12 protein-coding genes are annotated in these 16,654 nt (G+C 39.4%); 4 read left to right on the top strand and 8 right to left on the bottom strand.

Annotation, left to right across the window (positions count from 1 at the left end):
* The first annotated feature begins 185 nt into the window (after positions 1-185).
* Positions 186-644: a type I restriction enzyme HsdR N-terminal domain-containing protein gene (locus tag U859_RS0112600; RefSeq protein ID WP_025143728.1), complete on the top strand. Its 459-nt coding sequence runs from the start codon at positions 186-188 to the stop codon at positions 642-644.
* A gap of 361 nt (positions 645-1,005) precedes the next feature.
* Here the strand turns inward: U859_RS0112600 and U859_RS0112595 are convergent, their stop codons facing one another.
* From U859_RS0112595 to U859_RS0112565, 7 genes are all read right to left on the bottom strand, one after another.
* Positions 1,006-2,199: a Gfo/Idh/MocA family protein gene (locus U859_RS0112595; protein ID WP_025143727.1), complete on the bottom strand. Its 1,194-nt coding sequence runs from the start codon at positions 2,197-2,199 to the stop codon at positions 1,006-1,008.
* A gap of 331 nt (positions 2,200-2,530) precedes the next feature.
* Complete coding sequence (locus U859_RS0112590; protein WP_029985717.1) at positions 2,531-3,895, bottom strand: DUF1080 domain-containing protein; 1,365 nt, start codon at positions 3,893-3,895, stop codon at positions 2,531-2,533.
* Positions 3,896-4,016: 121 nt separating this feature from the next.
* A complete protein-coding gene (locus U859_RS0112585) occupies positions 4,017-5,372 on the bottom strand; it encodes a Gfo/Idh/MocA family protein (RefSeq protein ID WP_025143725.1) in 1,356 nt (451 codons plus the stop codon).
* Between the two features lie 259 nt (positions 5,373-5,631).
* Complete coding sequence (locus U859_RS0112580; protein WP_025143724.1) at positions 5,632-8,298, bottom strand: valine--tRNA ligase; 2,667 nt, start codon at positions 8,296-8,298, stop codon at positions 5,632-5,634.
* A gap of 264 nt (positions 8,299-8,562) precedes the next feature.
* The gene (locus tag U859_RS0112575) at positions 8,563-9,204 is read right to left on the bottom strand and encodes a Uma2 family endonuclease (protein WP_029985716.1); all 642 of its coding nucleotides are present in this window, start codon (positions 9,202-9,204) and stop codon (positions 8,563-8,565) included.
* A gap of 45 nt (positions 9,205-9,249) precedes the next feature.
* Complete coding sequence (locus U859_RS0112570) at positions 9,250-9,888, bottom strand: Uma2 family endonuclease (RefSeq protein WP_025143722.1); 639 nt, start codon at positions 9,886-9,888, stop codon at positions 9,250-9,252.
* A 191-nt stretch (positions 9,889-10,079) separates the two neighbouring features.
* Positions 10,080-12,071 carry a heavy metal translocating P-type ATPase gene (locus U859_RS0112565; RefSeq protein WP_025143721.1) on the bottom strand — a complete coding sequence of 664 codons (1,992 nt, stop codon included), beginning with the start codon at positions 12,069-12,071 and terminating at the stop codon, positions 10,080-10,082.
* Positions 12,072-12,528: 457 nt separating this feature from the next.
* Between U859_RS0112565 and U859_RS0112560 the strand changes: the two genes are divergently transcribed.
* The 3 genes from U859_RS0112560 (at position 12,529) to U859_RS0112550 (ending at position 16,214) form a co-directional block, all read left to right on the top strand.
* Positions 12,529-14,562 carry a M13 family metallopeptidase gene (locus U859_RS0112560; RefSeq protein ID WP_025143720.1) on the top strand — a complete coding sequence of 678 codons (2,034 nt, stop codon included), beginning with the start codon at positions 12,529-12,531 and terminating at the stop codon, positions 14,560-14,562.
* Between the two features lie 402 nt (positions 14,563-14,964).
* Entirely contained in the window at positions 14,965-15,744 is a 780-nt protein-coding gene (locus tag U859_RS30410) for a DUF2625 family protein (protein WP_029985713.1), read from the top strand.
* 5 nt (positions 15,745-15,749) lie between these two features.
* Positions 15,750-16,214, top strand: a complete 465-nt coding sequence (locus U859_RS0112550; RefSeq protein WP_025143718.1) for a DinB family protein — start codon at positions 15,750-15,752, stop codon at positions 16,212-16,214.
* Between the two features lie 3 nt (positions 16,215-16,217).
* Here U859_RS0112550 and U859_RS0112545 read toward each other — a convergent pair whose 3' ends face one another.
* Positions 16,218-16,556: an MmcQ/YjbR family DNA-binding protein gene (locus U859_RS0112545; protein ID WP_025143717.1), complete on the bottom strand. Its 339-nt coding sequence runs from the start codon at positions 16,554-16,556 to the stop codon at positions 16,218-16,220.
* Between the last annotated feature and the right edge of the window lie 98 nt (positions 16,557-16,654).

The following is a 16,654-nucleotide window of genomic DNA, read 5'->3' as shown; positions in this document are numbered from 1 at the left end:
TGAGAAGTTAGATGTGAGATTTCCGTGCGTGCCGTAAAATTAATTAACTTTGGAGTGTAATTGACCAATTGTTTTATTGTTTAATGGTTAATTGTTGAAATTGGTTAACTGAAAACCTCCAACTGCGAACTGAATACTGTTAATTGCCAACTGAATACTGTTAATTGCCAACTGAAAACTGAAAAATGTTCACCCCTACCCCGCTTAACCTTCCGCCTTATCCGTTTAAAATCAGTAAAAAGGATGGTGTAGTTTTTATATTCGATGAACTTAGAAAGAAACACCTGGTGCTTACGCCAGAAGAATGGGTGAGGCAGCATTTTATACAGAACCTGATTACAGAGAAGAAATTCCCGAGGACGTTGATCCAGCTTGAAGGCGGTTTGGTGTTAAATCAACTGCAAAAACGGAGCGATATTTTGGTTTACAATACCTCAGGTGAAAAACTAATGCTGATTGAGTGCAAAGCGCCAAAGGTTAAGATTACACAATCGGTATTTGATCAGGCAGCTAGGTATAATTCCATCCATCAGGCCAAATGGATCGTGTTAACCAACGGTTTACAGCATGTTTATGCAAAAATGGACCTGGAGAGGGGCAGTTTTAATTTTGTAGAAGAAATGCCTGAATATTTGGGGTTATAGATGGAATAGCCACAGAGACACGGAAAAACACGGAGTTGTCCCATTCTTTCATCCCGATCCGATAGCTATTGGATGTAATGAATCATCTATATAGGTGAGTTCTGAATGAAGTCGTCATTGCGAGAAGGCTTTTTCAGCCGGCGAAGCAATCTTACAACTATTGCTGGTAGCGATCGCTTTAAGATTGCTTCGTGCCTCGTATTGCGGTCGTCATTCCCGCACATGCGGGAATCTTAAAACGCTTGCATTACGATTCCCAATCGAGTTGGGAATGACGATCTCGCACAAGCTACCATTTTGCCAAAAAGATCTGTCTTTTATATTGATTTTATGAAATATTTATCCCTCAGAATGATAAATACTATAAACTATACTCTGGCTTCCAAACCTGTTTATTACCACTATAAATCGCTTCATTACACATGGCCACACAAATAGTGGCCTGTGTTCCGGTATTGATATTTGATGCAGGTTCTTTTTTAGTAGTTATCGATTTATAAAATTCGTCCAGCGCATAGTTTGTACCATCAATGGTAGGCTTATCCAAAATCGGGATTCCGCCGTCTTTGTTGACTACGATTTTTGTTGCTCCGGTTACTCCATCAACAATGCCAAGCTCTTTTCTGGTGCTTTCTTCAGGATAAAATAAACCAGTATTGGTAAGCAAAGAAACCGAACCTTTAGTCCCTTTTATTTTAAACAAGTAACCATCGTGCGCATTGCCGCAGGTGGCACCAAAGTTGCCAATCATGCCTTTTTCCTTATAGCGGAGAATGGCCTGGATATTATCATAAGTTTCGCGACCATCCTTAAAAACGTCTATTCCACCCGATCCCATTATTTCATCAGGCTGCGTTTCGAATGCCCAGTTGATAAAATCGATCTGATGTGAGAGCAGTTCAGCGGCTAATCCACCTGAATATTCCTTATACATCCTCCAGTTAATTTTTCGTTCCAAAGCCGGATCAGGAACAGCTCTGCGCCAGTTCCCATTACGGTCCCAACGGCAATCGATCTGCGAAACTTTACCTAAATAACCACTTTGGATCATGTCTTTCACCTTAAAATAAAGCGGCGAATAACGGTATTGATATCCTACCTGAAAAACCTGATTGGGATATTTTTTAACCAGTTTTTTAAGCTCCAGCGCCTGAGCAATATTGTAAGTCATGGTCTTTTCTACATACACATGTTTACCGGCAAGCACAGCATCTTTAGCAATTTTGAAATGTTCGCTTAAAGGCGTGGCAATAAAAACCGCATCAATGGTTTTATCATCCAAAACCCTGTGGTAATCTTTCACAGCTTTTGCATCGGCTGGAACATACTTTTCGGCTTCTTTGAGTCTGAAATCGAGTAAGTCGCAATAAGCTTTGATATTATATTTAGCCGGCATGGATTTAATAACCGACAGCACACCTTTGCCACGATCGCCACAACCGACCATGGCTACATTATATACCTGATCGGAATATAAATCAGCAAAAACCTGATTCCCGACCAATAGCCCTGAACCTAACAAAGTAGTATGCTTTACAAAAGACCGACGATGCATGATATGTTAATATTTTATTTTCTTTAAAATTATGATTTGGAGCGCCAGGATAATACTGCTATTAAGTGGTAGTCCCGCCAATGCTTCAATCTTTTTGTTGCCGGTATCTGCTATATCTGGCGGAAATGCAACAAAAAGTATTTCCGCTTATGTCGGGGCTATTTAATTTCTTTCAGTGCTAAATGGGGTAACATCATCGACCACTACTTATCCCGGTTGTCGGGAGATGGAAAGGATGCTCAAGGATAAAATCTGTGTTTATCTGTGTACATCTGTGGTTAAAAATCCTTAATACAATTTATTCCTCTATACCCATTTTCAAATCAAAAACTTATAAAGTCTTGATTTTAATCGTCCTGAAATCCACTTTATTACCATGATCCTGTAGCAGGATATGTCCTTTTGGAGCCTCCCCAAAGTTTTTCCAATCTTTATATTTACTAATGGCAACGAGTTTTTTAAACTCTTCTGATCCACGTGTATATTCCAGAACTTTAACCCCATTTAAGTAGTGTTCTACTTTATTATTCGGGTAAACCACCAAACGGCCGTTGTTCCAGCTACCGATTGGACGCAGGTAACGGGCTTCTTTTTTGGCTGTCATTAAATCATATAAAGAAGCTAAGGTACGGTTCCCATCCCTGCCCAATTTAGCATCAGGGTGCAGTTCATCGTCCAAAACCTGGTATTCCAAACCAATGGCTGAGCCTGTATTTTTTTCGCTCAGGGTAACAAAATATTTCACCCCACTGTTGGCTCCTGGTGTTAATTTAAACTCGAACGACATATCGAAAGCTGCGTATTCATCTTTGGTTACAATATCGCCACCATTGGTCGATTCTGCACCGCCAGAAGGTTCCACACTGATTACGCCATCGGCAATTTTCCACCCTTTTGCAGGGAAAGCCGTTTTATAAGCACCGATCCAGCCTGCATTGCTTTTACCATCGAACAAGAGTTTATAACCTTCCGATTTTTCGTAAGCAGATAAAGTATTGGGCGTTAAATTAACGGTATAAATGCCTTTTGGAAAAGCTTTAGCCTTTAAACCTTCAGTTTGGATATTGATGTTTTTGAAATAAACTTTCTTGCCATCGTTATCGAGGTTATTGCCTATGCCATGCACCTGTAAACCGATAAAACCCGATTTATCAAGCGTATCGATCACATAAGCAACCGGTGTTCCATTTACCCAGGTTTTAAGTTCGTTGCCGATGCATTCTATTTTGTAATGGTTAAATTCATTCTTTTTGTACAAAGGTTTTGCTGCTGGATTAAGTTCTAAAGGATATAACCACAATCTTCTGGCTTCGTCGTAAATTCCACCCGTCCAGGCTCTAGGCGTAGGGTCTATTTCTACCTGCCTGCCAAAAACCAAACCTTTACCGTTATTTCCTTCTGGTTTAATATGGCTACGGGTCTGGATGCCAGAATTGGTGGTTTCACCTTCGAGTTTCACATCCAGTTCCAAAATGAAATCGCCATATTCTTTTTCGGTAATCAGGAACGAATTTGGCGTGCCTTTGGTCATAGTGCCCACAATCATTCCATCTTCAACTTTGTATGGTGCTGCACCTGCAACGGCTTTCCAGCCCGTTAGTGTTTTACCATCAAACAAAGGTTTCGCTTTTTGGGCAGCGGCTGAAAGGCTGATCAGGGAAAGAGCCAGGATACTATATTTTTTGATATTTAACATGATAGTTTTATAAGATTTTATAGTCTTTAATTATTACAGAGGCTGTTTATTCCAAACTTCGGGAAAACAGTTTGTCTGCAAAAAAGATTGCTTCGTCATTCTTCCTCGCAATGACGGTACGCTAATATTTAAATACTTTTCCGTTTGCAATTACTTCTTGTTTGCCTTCATCGAAAACTGCTTTTGCACCTGTTCTTACCGCAGCATTGGTCATGATGTTGGCAATAGAGTGCGAATAACCCGCTTCTACAGGGGCATTTGGTGTTTTACGGCTGCGCACACATTCCATCCAGTTGCGCATGTGGCCTGAAGTTAGTGCATCACCACCCATATTGGCACCGGTTGCAGCTTTAACTTCGGTTTTACTTAGATCAAATTCTGGTAAGAGATTGGCTTTCATGCCCATTGCTGAGGCTTCCTGCTGCCTTAATCCTCCTTTTGGCGATACTTTATTTATAATTAAATTCAGCTCACCACCATTTGAATAGTAAACCTCACCTACATCCCCCACGCTATTCTGCATACGCGAAGTAAAGGTTACCTGGAAACCATCAGTTGAATCTGGCTGGCCATAATCGAATACGGCAACCATCGAATCCCAGTTTCTACGGCCATCTTTCCAGGTATAAATACCACCATTGGCCACTACACTGCGAGGATGTTTTAAATTGGTAAACCAGTGTACAGTGTCAATCTGGTGGCTCATCCACTGTCCGGGCATGCCCGAAGAATATGGCCAAAACAAGCGGTATTCTAAATATTTTCTTGGGTCAAAGGCCTCGTTGGGGCGGTTTAATAAAAACCTTTTCCAATCAATATCTTCTTCTTTTAATTTAGCTACTAAATCTGGCCTGCGCCATCTACCCGGCTGGTTTACATTCCAAACCAGGTCTACTGCGGTAATCGGTCCAAACTTTCCGTCCTGGATAAATTTGGCAGCATTGGTATAATTCTCTCCACTTCTTCTCTGCGAGCCAATCTGTACAATCTGTTTACTTGCCTTTACTGCTTTAAATGCAGCTTTGGCATCATCCATGGTTTCAGCAAAAGGTTTTTCTACGTAAGCATCACAATTGGCTTTTACCGCTTCAATGGTATGTAAAGCATGCTGAAAATCGGCTGTGCTGATAATTACGGCATCAAGATCTTTTGTGGCATAAAGTTCATCGTTATTCCGACAAGCTTTGATATCATGTCCAAACTTTGCCTTTAAATGCGCAATGCCCAGATCCCTACGGTAACTCCAAAGATCGGAAAGGCCAACAATATCGAAATTCAGCTCCTTGTTGTGGTTCAGGAAACAAGGTAAAAGGGTATCTTTAAAGCGGTCAGAAAAGCCAACAACACCTACACGTACCCTATCGTTAGCGCCGATAATGCGGCCATAACTTTTGGCACTCATGCCCATGGTACCGGCATAGGTTGCCGCAGCAAATATTGCTGATTGTTTGATGAATTTTCTTCTGGAATTTTCCATAGAATAAAACGGTTTAAATAAGGTTAGATAGCTTATGAGTTAAACGATTTATAAGATGTTTAACAGAATCCAAATTAGGATTTTTAGTTTAATAAAAGGATGAGCTTAGGTAACAATTTAGAAAGGCAAAGGAAGATGGAAAATTTAAGAGGTAAGATGGGGAATGGATGAAAAAGAGAAATCCCTTTAGAAAAAATTCTAAAGGGATTATTTAAAACCTATAAGGTTTTAAAAACCTTATAGGTTTGTGAGATTATGATTATCCTAAAACCGCTAAACTTTCTTCAATAATTTTGATTTTAGCTTCAGCATCGGCTTTTTTATTGCGTTCATTGGCAATAATTTCAGGCTTTGCATTCTGTACAAAACGTTCGTTGCTTAATTTCGAAACAACCGACTTTAAAAAGCCCTGTAAATATACTAAATCGGCATTTAAACGTTCGCGTTCTGCTTCTACATCAATATTTTCGGTTAGCGGGATGAAAAATTCATCTTTTCCGGCCATAAAAGCAGTTGCTCCAACAATTTTATCGTTTACAATCTCCGCTTCTGATACATTGGCCAGTTTGAAAACAATATTTAACCATTTTTCGTAATCTAAGTCAGAATTCACCTTAATATTTAATGGCAATGCTTCTTTAGGCGAAATCTGTTTCTGGTTCCTCACATTCCTGATTTCGGCAATAACTGTTTTAATTACCTCTGCTTCTTTCAACAATTTTTCTTCGAAAGTACCACCTTTAGGGAATTCGGCTACAATACAGCAATCAAGTTCACCACGATCGGCGAAAAGATCATCATGCCATAATTCCTCTGTGATGAAAGGCATATTGGGATGCAATAATTTGATGATATTTTCAAAAAAGGCAATTGTAGCTTTATAACTTTCGGCATCAATCGGCTGTTGATAAGCAGGTTTAACCATTTCTAGATACCATGCACAGAAATCATCCCAAACCAGTTTGTAGGTGATCATCAAAGCTTCTGATAAACGGTATTGTTTAAAATTAGCCTCAATTTCTACCAAAGCCTCGTTAAAACGGTTTTCGAACCACGAAATGGCCTGCGTATTTGGATTTGCAAGATTTTCATCCACTTCCCACCCTTTTACCAAACGGAAAGCATTCCAGATTTTGCTGGCGAAATTACGTCCCTGCTCGCAGTAACTTTCATCGAACATTAAATCGTTTCCGGCTGGCGACGACATTAACATCCCAACACGAACCGCATCAGCACCATATTTCTCTATCAATCCGATTGGATCAGGTGAGTTACCCAGCGATTTAGACATCTTACGACCTAATTTATCGCGAACAATCCCCGTTAAGTACACATTAGTAAATGGTTTTTTGCCCATAAACTCATGCCCCGCCATAATCATACGTGCTACCCAGAAGAATAAAATCTCTGGAGCCGTAACCAGATCGTTGGTTGGATAATAGTAGTTGATGTCTTTATTATCAGGATTTTTAAACCCATCGAAAACCGAAATCGGCCATAACCATGAAGAGAACCAGGTATCCATCACGTCGTCATCCTGTCTTAAAAATGGCTCCAACTGATGTTTAAATCCAGCCTTTTCAGCATCAGAACAGCTTTCGTCGAGATGTTTCTTCTTCCAGAATTCTTCTAAAGCTTCATCTTTTGTTTTGGCTACCACCCAGTTTCCTTTATCGTCATACCAGGCCGGGATTCTTTGTCCCCACCATAACTGGCGACTAATGTTCCAATCGCGAACATTTTCCATCCAGTGGCGGTAAGTATTCTCAAATTTATTCGGGATCAGGTTTACCTCACCATTCAAAACGTCATCCAAAGCAGGTTGAGCCATTTCTTTCATCTTCACAAACCATTGCATCGAAAGTTTTGGTTCGATGGCGGCATCTGTACGTTCAGAGAAACCAACCTGCGATTTATAATCTTCCACCTTATCCAAATGACCAGCTTCTTCCAGCATTTTGGCAATTTTCTTACGGGCAACAAATCGGTCTTCGCCCACTAAAATAACCGCTAATTCGTTTAAAGTACCGTCATCATTTAAAATATCGGTAACCGGCAAATTGTGTTTCACACCCAGTTCATAATCGTTCAGATCGTGCGCTGGTGTAACTTTTAAACAACCTGTACCAAATTCGATATCTACATATTCATCTTCAATAACCGGAATTTCGTGATTAACCAGAGGCACAAAAACCTTTTTACCCTTTAAATGCGTAAAGCGCTCATCATTGGGGTTGATACAGATTGCCGCATCTGCCATAATTGTCTCCGGACGCGTGGTTGCAATCGTTAAAAACTGATCTTCAGTTCCAGCAATCAGGTATTTAATATAATATAATTTCTGGTTTACTTCCTTACGGATTACTTCTTCATCAGAAACTGCTGTTTTACCAGCCGGATCCCAGTTAACCATACGGATACCACGGTAAATCCATCCTTTTTTGTAAAGGTGGATAAACGAATCGATCACCGCTTCAGAAAGATCTTCTTCCATCGTAAAACGGGTACGGTCCCAATCACAGCTTGCACCCAGTTTTTTTAACTGTTCTAAAATAATACCACCGTATTTTTCTTTCCACTCCCAGGCATATTTCAAAAATTCTTCGCGCGAAAGGTCTTTTTTATTGATACCCTGCTCCTTTAGCATCGCCACAACCTTTGCTTCGGTCGCAATAGAGGCGTGATCGGTTCCAGGTACCCAACATGCATTTTTACCCTGCATACGGGCTTTGCGGATCAAAACATCCTGGATAGTGTTGTTGAGCATGTGGCCCATGTGCAGTACACCTGTGACGTTTGGTGGCGGAATTACGATGGTGTAAGGTTCACGCTCGTCGGGTTCTGAATGAAAAAACTTTTTAGATAGCCAATAGCTATACCATTTATCTTCTGTTTCTGCAGGATTGTACTTGGTGGATATGCTCATGAATGTATTAAAAGTTCAAAAATAGCTAATTAAGCTGAAAGACCAAAGCCAAGCAAGCTTAAAGACTAAAGCAGCCAAACTTCAATCAGCGTATTTGGAAGATAAGGGGTGTTGGTTTTTTTGGAAAGCAGATTCAGCATTTCATTTTATTTAGTCCTGCTTTTTGATTGTAGTACCGACGTGAAGTAGGAACTACTACGTCAATCAGGTTTAGAAACATTAGTTCGTGCAAGACAAGAATCAACGTACAGTTTCATAAAACGCTTACTCTACGTCATCAAAAACATCATCTAAAGCCAGTTCAAAACCTGGCAATACTGTTGACGAAATTTTTTCGCTTAGGGTAAATATTTTAGAGGGCTGAAATTTACCGATATCGTTTAGGGTATAAATCAAAATATTTTGGTCGCTCTGGCTCACCACCCAATATTCTTTAACGCCAAATTCTTCATAAACACGGTATTTATGAAGCAGTTCCATTTTGGTATTGCCTGGTGATAAGATTTCGACTACCAGATCAGGCGCACCGATACAGCCACGCGCATCAAGTTTGCTTTTATCACAGATCACGCAGATATCTGGTTGGAGAACCGTAAATACATCTTTATCCGCTTTGCTTTCCTTTGGAAAACGGACATCAAAAGGCGCTGCATAAACCTTACAGGGTTTACCTTTTAAAAAATTGATTATTGGATTTAACAAATTAATAGAAACTCCTTGGTGCACCCTTGATGGCGCAGGACTCATTTTAAAGATTTTACCTGCAATCAGCTCAACCCTTTCAGGGAAAAGCCAGTTTAAATAGTTAGAATAGCTATAGGTTAATGATACATCAAGTTCATTGAACTGCCTAACAGGTTCATCGATTTCATCTGGTACTGGATATGGAACTGTTTTTTTCAACATACCCAAATATACTAAATTGCTTAGTATTAAAAGTGATAAATTATTTTACACATCTTCAAATACATCATCTAATGCCAGTTCAAAACCGGGCAATACAGTTGAAGTAATTTTTTCGCTTAGGGTAAATATTTTAGAGGGTTGGAATTTACCGATATCATTTAAGGTGTAAATTAAAATATTCTGATCACTTTGGCTCACCACCCAATATTCTTTAACACCAAATTCTTCGTAAACACGGTATTTATGAAGCAGCTCCATTTTGGTATTGCCTGGGGACAAAACCTCTACAACAAGATCGGGTGCGCCTACACAACCACGGGCATCAATTTTGTTTCTATCACAGACTACAAAGATATCGGGCTGTAAAACGGTAAAAATAGATTTATCGCTGTTACTTTCCTTTGGAAAGCGAACGTCAAATGGAGAAATAAAGACTTTGCAAGGTTGTTTATCAAGAAAGTTACCCAATTTAAGAAATATATTACCTACTACCACTTGATGAACGCTTGATGGCGCAGGACTCATCTTAAAGATTCTACCTGCAATTAGCTCTACCCTTTCAGGGAAAAGCCAGTTTAAATAGTTAGCGTAGCTGTAAGTTAATGAAGCATCAAGTTCATTGAACTGCCTAACAGGTTCATCGATTTCATCTAGGACTGGATATGGAACTGTTTTTTTCGACATAACCAAATATACTAAATTGCTTAGTATTGAAAGTGATAAATTATTTTACACATCCTCAAAACATCATCCGGAACCAGCTCACAATAAGCAACTAGCACATCAACCAATGGCTAATGAACTAATGATCAATAAAATCAACGCTTTAGTTTGAATGCTCCTATATCAGTTAATCAATTTAAACAATTAACCCATTAAAAAAACTTCATTTTCTGTATCCTTACTGCATTTAAAATAGCCAAAAGTGCTACACCAACATCGGCAAAAACAGCTTCCCACATGGTTGCTATGCCCCCTGCACCTAAAATTAAGACGATTGCTTTTACCGCGAATGCCAATACAATATTCTGGACAACCACATTTTTGGTGGCTTTACCAATTTTAATGGCAATTGCAATTTTAGAAGGCTGATCGGTTTGGATGACCACATCAGCTGTTTCAATAGCAGCATCACTTCCCATTGCACCCATCGCGATACCAATATCGCTGATGGCCAAAACAGGGGTATCATTTATGCCATCGCCTACAAATGCCACCACCTTTGTTTTATCTTTTTTGATTTCTTCTAACCGGGCCACTTTATCTTCGGGCAGTAAATCGCCATAGTAAGTATCGATACCTAAACCTGAAGCTACTTTTTTAACAATGGTCGTTTTATCGCCGCTCAACATCACCACCTGTTTTATTCCGTTTTCATGCAACTGTTTGATGGCTTCGGCAGCATCTTCTTTTACCTCGTCGGCAATTAAAACATAACCAACATATTGTTGATCAACGGCTACAACGACAATACTTTCTTCAATATTTTTGATTTTAGCATCAAAACCAATGTTAAATTTTTCCAGTAGTTTAACATTTCCAGCTAAAACAACCTTACCATTTACGGTTCCTTTTAAGCCCATTCCGGCTATCTCTTCGATATTATCTGCGGGATGGATTTCTTTATTGCCAGCATAATCAACAATTGCTTTGGCAATCGGATGTGTCGATTTAGCTTCAACAGCAGTTAGCAGGTTCAAAAATTCCTTTTCATCAATACTGCTTTCTATCTTCTGTACACTAAAAACACCTTTGGTAAGCGTACCCGTTTTATCCATTACCACGGTATTGAGTTTGGTAATCAGATCGAGGAAATTAGAGCCCTTAAATAAAATGCCGTTTGCCGATGCAGCACCAATGCCGCCAAAATAACCCAACGGAATAGAAATAACCAAAGCGCAGGGACATGAAATTACCAGAAAAACCAGCGAACGGTACAACCAAGTTTGAAAGTGATATTCGCTGCCCAAAACCAAAATCGGGATGGTAACCAGTGCCAGCGCCAAAAAGAAAACAATCGGTGTATAAATCTTTGCAAATTTGCGGATAAAAAGTTCGGTTTTAGCTTTACGTGTAGTGGCGTTCTGAACCATTTCCAATATGCGCGATAAGGCGCTATCGGCAAAAACCTTGGTTACTTTCACTTCGATTACTTTATCCAGATTGAGCATTCCGGCCAAAATGGCTTCACCTTTATTAATGGTACGCGGTTTACTCTCACCCGTTAATGCAGCCGTATTGAAACTGCTTTTATCGCTAATAAGTTCACCGTCCAAAGGAATTTTCTCTCCTGCTTTAACCTGAATGGTTTCGCCGATTTCTACCTTTTCAGGATTAATAGCCTCGTATTTTCCATTGCGGAATACATGCGCAACATCGGCCCGTACATCGAGCAAAGCTTTGATGTTTCTTTTTGCACGGTTTACCGCAGCCATTTGAAACAGTTCGCCTATGGTATAAAAAAGCATTACCGTTACACCTTCAGGATATTGACCAATGGCAAAAGCACCAATGGTAGCGATAGACATTAGTGAAAACTCGGTAAAAAAATCTTTGGCTTTAAAAGTTTCCCAAACCTCACGTAAAACCGGAATACCTACAGGTAAATAAGCTACAATGTACCAGTAATGTCTGATGATCTGAAATGCCGGAACTTTAAAAAGATTATCGAAAGCAATTCCGATCAACAGCATCGCCAATGTTATAATGGCTGGCAGATAGGTTTTAAATGAAGATGGGTCTCCACCATGGTCATGGTCGTGATCGTCACCCTCATCGTGCGAATGTGCATGATCGTGGTTATGTTTTGGTGCAGCATGTGCTTTACTGCTGCAACAGCTATCTTCTTTATCGTGGGAATGGCTCATTATATTATATGCTAAAACATTATTTATTGTGGGATTAGTAATCAAAAGCCAAACGCCTTAAATGCTGTTAATAAACCCGACAGCAGCGACAGCCCCCGATTTTTCATCGGGGCTACAGCGAATGGCGGGACTAAAAAACCCGATGGAGCGCTGCACACTCATTTTCTAACCTTTAAAATTCAAATTTATGGAAAATTAAATGGTTTATCCCGAATCATTCTTAATAGCAATAATTTTTACAAGCACACAATAAAATTTGTTAAAAAATGTTAATAGTGTATAAAAGATTTAAAAATCATGAAATCTATTAAAATCCCATTTTCAGCATCCGAACTCATCAGACGTCTTGGCTTAGCAAAAATCTACTACTGGTTTAACAAGTAATATTCTTAATATATTGTTTCAGTATTGATTAGTATTTCATAAATTTCGCAGTAAATACTAACTTATTAAGCGAATGAAATACCAAAATTTGAAAAGATATTTTGCGGCACTGGGTATAGTCGCTGCTGGCTTTTCTGCAAATGCACAAACAAAAAAATTTATCGATCCTGCCAACATGGATTTATCCGTTAAGCCAGGCGATGATTTCTACACCTACGCAAGTGGTGCGTGGGTAAAAAACAATCCTGTTCCTGCTAAAGAAACACGTTGGGGTTCGTTTAACGAACTTCGCGATTTCAATATCAATGCTGTAAAATCTTTGGTAGAGGATGCTGCTGCAGATAAATCTGCACCTGCAGGCTCAGTAAAACGCAGGGTTGGCGATTTTTACACGGCTGCCATGGACAGCGTGACCATTGAAAAATTAGGTTACACGCCGATAAAAGCTGATTTAGCGAAAGTGAGACAAATTAAAGATATTCCAGGTGTTCTAGATCAGGTTGCTTATATGAGAACCAATGGTTTAGGCGGCGGGATGTTCGGTTTAGGTGTTGGCCAGGATCGCAAAAATGCAAATAAATACATGGTTAATATTGGTCAGGGCGGCACAACCCTACCCGACCGTGATTATTATTTGAAAGATGATGCCCGTAGTGTTAAAATCCGTGAGGCATATAATACCTACATGGTTACTTTATTTACCTTAACAGGAAGTTCTCCTGAAGAGGCCAAACAAAAAGCTGCAACGGTTTATAAAATTGAGAAACAATTTGCAGAGGCACAGATGAGTCGTTTAGAGATGCGTGATCCTTACGCAACTTATAACAAACTTACTGTTGCTGAATTAAACAAAAAAACACCGGATATTAACTGGACTACCTATCTACCTAAATTCAAAATTAAAAGTCAGGATACGGTTTTGGTTTCTTCACCTAAATTTATGGCAAGTTTAGATGGCATGTTAAAATCGGTTCCGGTTGAAGATTGGAAAACTTATTTGGAATGGAACATTTTAAAAGGTTCGGCATCAAGCTTAAGTTCTCCTTTTGTTAAGGCAAGTTTTGCTTTCACACAGGCTCAAACTGGCCAGAAAGTACAAACTCCACGTTGGCAACGCATGTCATCTTTAACTGATGGCACTATTGGCGAATTATTGGGTCAGCTTTATGTGGCTAAATATTTCAAACCAGAAGCGAAGGAGCGTATGAACCAGATGATTGTGAATCTTCGTAAAGCTTTTGAAATCAGGATTAATGGTTTAGAATGGATGAGCCCTGAAACCAAGCAAAAAGCATTGGCTAAACTACACGCATTTACACCTAAAGTAGGTTATCCTGAAAAATGGAAAAACTACGATGGTTTAACAATCAATAAAGGCACCTATTTCCAAAACTTACGCAATGCAAGTGTTTGGGGTTACAACGAAATGGTTGATCAATTGGGTAAACCAGTTGACCGTAAACGTTTTGGTATGACGCCTCCAACCGTTAACGCTTATTACAGTCCAACTTTAAACGAAATTGTTTTCCCTGCGGGGATTTTACAATTCCCTTTCTTCGATCCAAATGCTGATGATGCGGTTAATTATGGTGGTATTGGTGCTGTAATCGGTCACGAAATGAGCCATGGTTTTGATGATAGCGGAAGCCAGTACGATGCTGCCGGTAACTTAAAAAACTGGTGGACAGCGGAAGACAAAGCTAAATTTGATGCTAAAACCAAAGCTTTAGGCGAGCAGTTTGATGGTTACACTGTATTAGACACTGTGCACGTAATTGGTAAATTAACCATGGGCGAAAATATCGGTGATTTAGGTGGCTTAAATGCTGCTTACACGGCTTTCAAAATGACTAAACAAGGTCAGAGCAACGAGAAAATTGATGGTTTCACGCCAGATCAGCGTTTCTTCTTAGCCTGGGCACAGGTTTGGAGAGGCAATATTTTACCAGAAAGTGCTGCTCAGTTAATTAAAACCGATCCACACTCTCCAGGTCCATACCGTACCATTGGTGCTCCGGTTAACATGGACGCCTGGTATAATGCTTTTGATGTTAAACCTGGTGATAAATTATATAAAAAACCAGAAGATAGGATTAGAATGTGGTAGTTTTGAGGGTGGCAGGCTGGAAGGTGGAGGGTGAAAGGCTTTTCTCCCCACAGCTTTAAAATTTAATTATTTATATCATCCCTATATTACGAACGCCTCGATTTTTTTCGGGGCGTTTTTTATAAATAGTATCTCGCTGTGGTGTCAGATGTAACATCTGACACTTATTGAAAGTATCAATTATCTATAGATATTAGAAGAATCAGTCAGATGGTAACATCCGACTGCTCGATTAAACGAATCAGAAATGGTTACATTCTCTAACACAATTACGCGCCTTGGTTCTTGTCCCCACGAATAAACAATTAAACTCAATACTTTTACCGTATCAAAAATTAATCCTACTCCTTTCTACAATTCTTAATTATCATTCTATCTTTGAAAAAACATAAGTATCCTTCAATGAAAAGCCCAATCAAATCTCTCTTTATCCTCGGTTTAACTTTATTTTCTTTCACAGGTTTTGCTCAGGAGAATAAATTGATCAGTATTGAAAAATTAATCGATAAAACAGACCCTGCCTGGCCACTGGTAAAAAAATGGATCGATTCTGCAAAAAACAAGGTTGAAGTATTACCAGTCGATTCGGCTAAGGCAAAAGAGGTTTTATATCACGCACAAATGACCACTTATGCCACATTGGGATCGGTAATTTATAATACAGGCGGCATTTTAGTAGATAATGGCTGGATCAGGATTTTAGGTTCGGGCAGCGAAAAACTGAACCGTAACATTGCCGAATGGAACAAAGGAAAAACGCTTGAGGAATATGGAGATAATATGCCCTACCTGTTAATTGCCGATGACGCGGTTGGCGGTTTCTTTGCCATTAATTATGGCGGTTTGGGTAAAGACATTAAAAATGTATACTACCTTGAACCAAACAGTTTAACCTGGCAGCCACTGGGTGCAGGTTACGGCGAATTTCTTGTTTTTTGCTTCGATAGCGACCTTTCTAAATTTTACAAAGGCCTGCGCTGGAGTTCCTGGAACCAGTATATTGGTAATTTAGATGGATCCAAAACTTATAGTTTTCGCCCGTATTTGTGGCAGGAAGGTACCGATATTGAAAAATGTACCCGAAAACTGGTTAACACTGAAGATATGTACAAATTCAATATCATGAAATCGAAAGAGTTTAAGAATGAGGAAGAAATGAAAAAGCAAGCGCCGAAACAATAATCTAAATGCCCGATACATTAGCTACCATCGCCCAGATCAAAAACACCAGGGCTTTCGTTTTAACACTCGTAAAAGATTTAAGCACTGAACAATTGAATAAAATTCCTGAGGGTTTTAACAATAACATCATCTGGAATATTGCACACCTCACCGCGGCCCAGCAAAACCTTTGTTATGTACGGTCAGGTTTAGCCGTAACTATTGAAGAAAATTACTTTTCTCTATTTTTAAGCGGAACAAAACCAGATCATTTTATCGAAAAAGAAGAAATTGATTTGATTTTCGAGGTGCTTTTAAACAGTATGGATCGTTTGGCAGCAGATTATGCAAATGGTATTTTCATACAATTCGATCCATGGGATAAACGCTACGGCATGAAATTAAACACCATAGAGGATGCCATAAATTTTGTACCCTTCCACGAAGGGATGCACATTGGTTACATCATGGCATTAAAGAAATTGGTATAATGCCTAAACGTATTTTGCCTGCGTTTTTTTCGGTAATTTAGCCAAAACCATCGCTCTCGAATCAGCTACCCTGCTTTTTAATTCTCTATCGTTTAGCACCTCCAAATTTTCGATCTGGATCCATTGCCCTTTCGCCAAGTGATAGGCCTGTGCAATGCCATCTCTGGCCGCAAGCTCCTCAAATTCATCGGGATTACATTTTATGGAGAAACGATTACCCTCATCAATAGCAATGATGATATAAATCTTCTCTTCTATCATAAAACATAAATGTTCCCATTTCATGCCTTCGGTGGTGCCCGGCAAGCTTAAACAATATTCTCTGAAAGATTCGATATCCATATTTAGGGTTTAAGGTAAGATCAAAGCTAGTAACAAAAAATTAAAGGTGAAAGCGGAAAGACTAAAGACAGAAGTAGTAAGACACAAGTAGCAAGACA

The sequence above is a fragment of the Pedobacter jeongneungensis genome (assembly GCF_000633455.1).
Taxonomy (GTDB): domain Bacteria; phylum Bacteroidota; class Bacteroidia; order Sphingobacteriales; family Sphingobacteriaceae; genus Pedobacter; species Pedobacter jeongneungensis_A.
This window is presented reverse-complemented; position numbering and strand designations above follow the sequence as displayed.

Bases quoted from the DNA above. Each gene is read 5' to 3' on its own strand.
- U859_RS0112600 (WP_025143728.1), top strand. From the start codon at position 186: ATGTTCACCCCTACCCCGCTTAACCTTCCGCCTTATCCGTTTAAAATC.
- U859_RS0112595 (WP_025143727.1), bottom strand. From the start codon at position 2,199: ATGCATCGTCGGTCTTTTGTAAAGCATACTACTTTGTTAGGTTCAGGG.
- U859_RS0112590 (WP_029985717.1), bottom strand. From the start codon at position 3,895: ATGTTAAATATCAAAAAATATAGTATCCTGGCTCTTTCCCTGATCAGC.
- U859_RS0112585 (WP_025143725.1), bottom strand. From the start codon at position 5,372: ATGGAAAATTCCAGAAGAAAATTCATCAAACAATCAGCAATATTTGCT.
- U859_RS0112580 (WP_025143724.1), bottom strand. From the start codon at position 8,298: ATGAGCATATCCACCAAGTACAATCCTGCAGAAACAGAAGATAAATGG.
- U859_RS0112575 (WP_029985716.1), bottom strand. From the start codon at position 9,204: ATGTTGAAAAAAACAGTTCCATATCCAGTACCAGATGAAATCGATGAA.
- U859_RS0112570 (WP_025143722.1), bottom strand. From the start codon at position 9,888: ATGTCGAAAAAAACAGTTCCATATCCAGTCCTAGATGAAATCGATGAA.
- U859_RS0112565 (WP_025143721.1), bottom strand. From the start codon at position 12,071: ATGAGCCATTCCCACGATAAAGAAGATAGCTGTTGCAGCAGTAAAGCA.
- U859_RS0112560 (WP_025143720.1), top strand. From the start codon at position 12,529: ATGAAATACCAAAATTTGAAAAGATATTTTGCGGCACTGGGTATAGTC.
- U859_RS30410 (WP_029985713.1), top strand. From the start codon at position 14,965: ATGAAAAGCCCAATCAAATCTCTCTTTATCCTCGGTTTAACTTTATTT.
- U859_RS0112550 (WP_025143718.1), top strand. From the start codon at position 15,750: ATGCCCGATACATTAGCTACCATCGCCCAGATCAAAAACACCAGGGCT.
- U859_RS0112545 (WP_025143717.1), bottom strand. From the start codon at position 16,556: ATGGATATCGAATCTTTCAGAGAATATTGTTTAAGCTTGCCGGGCACC.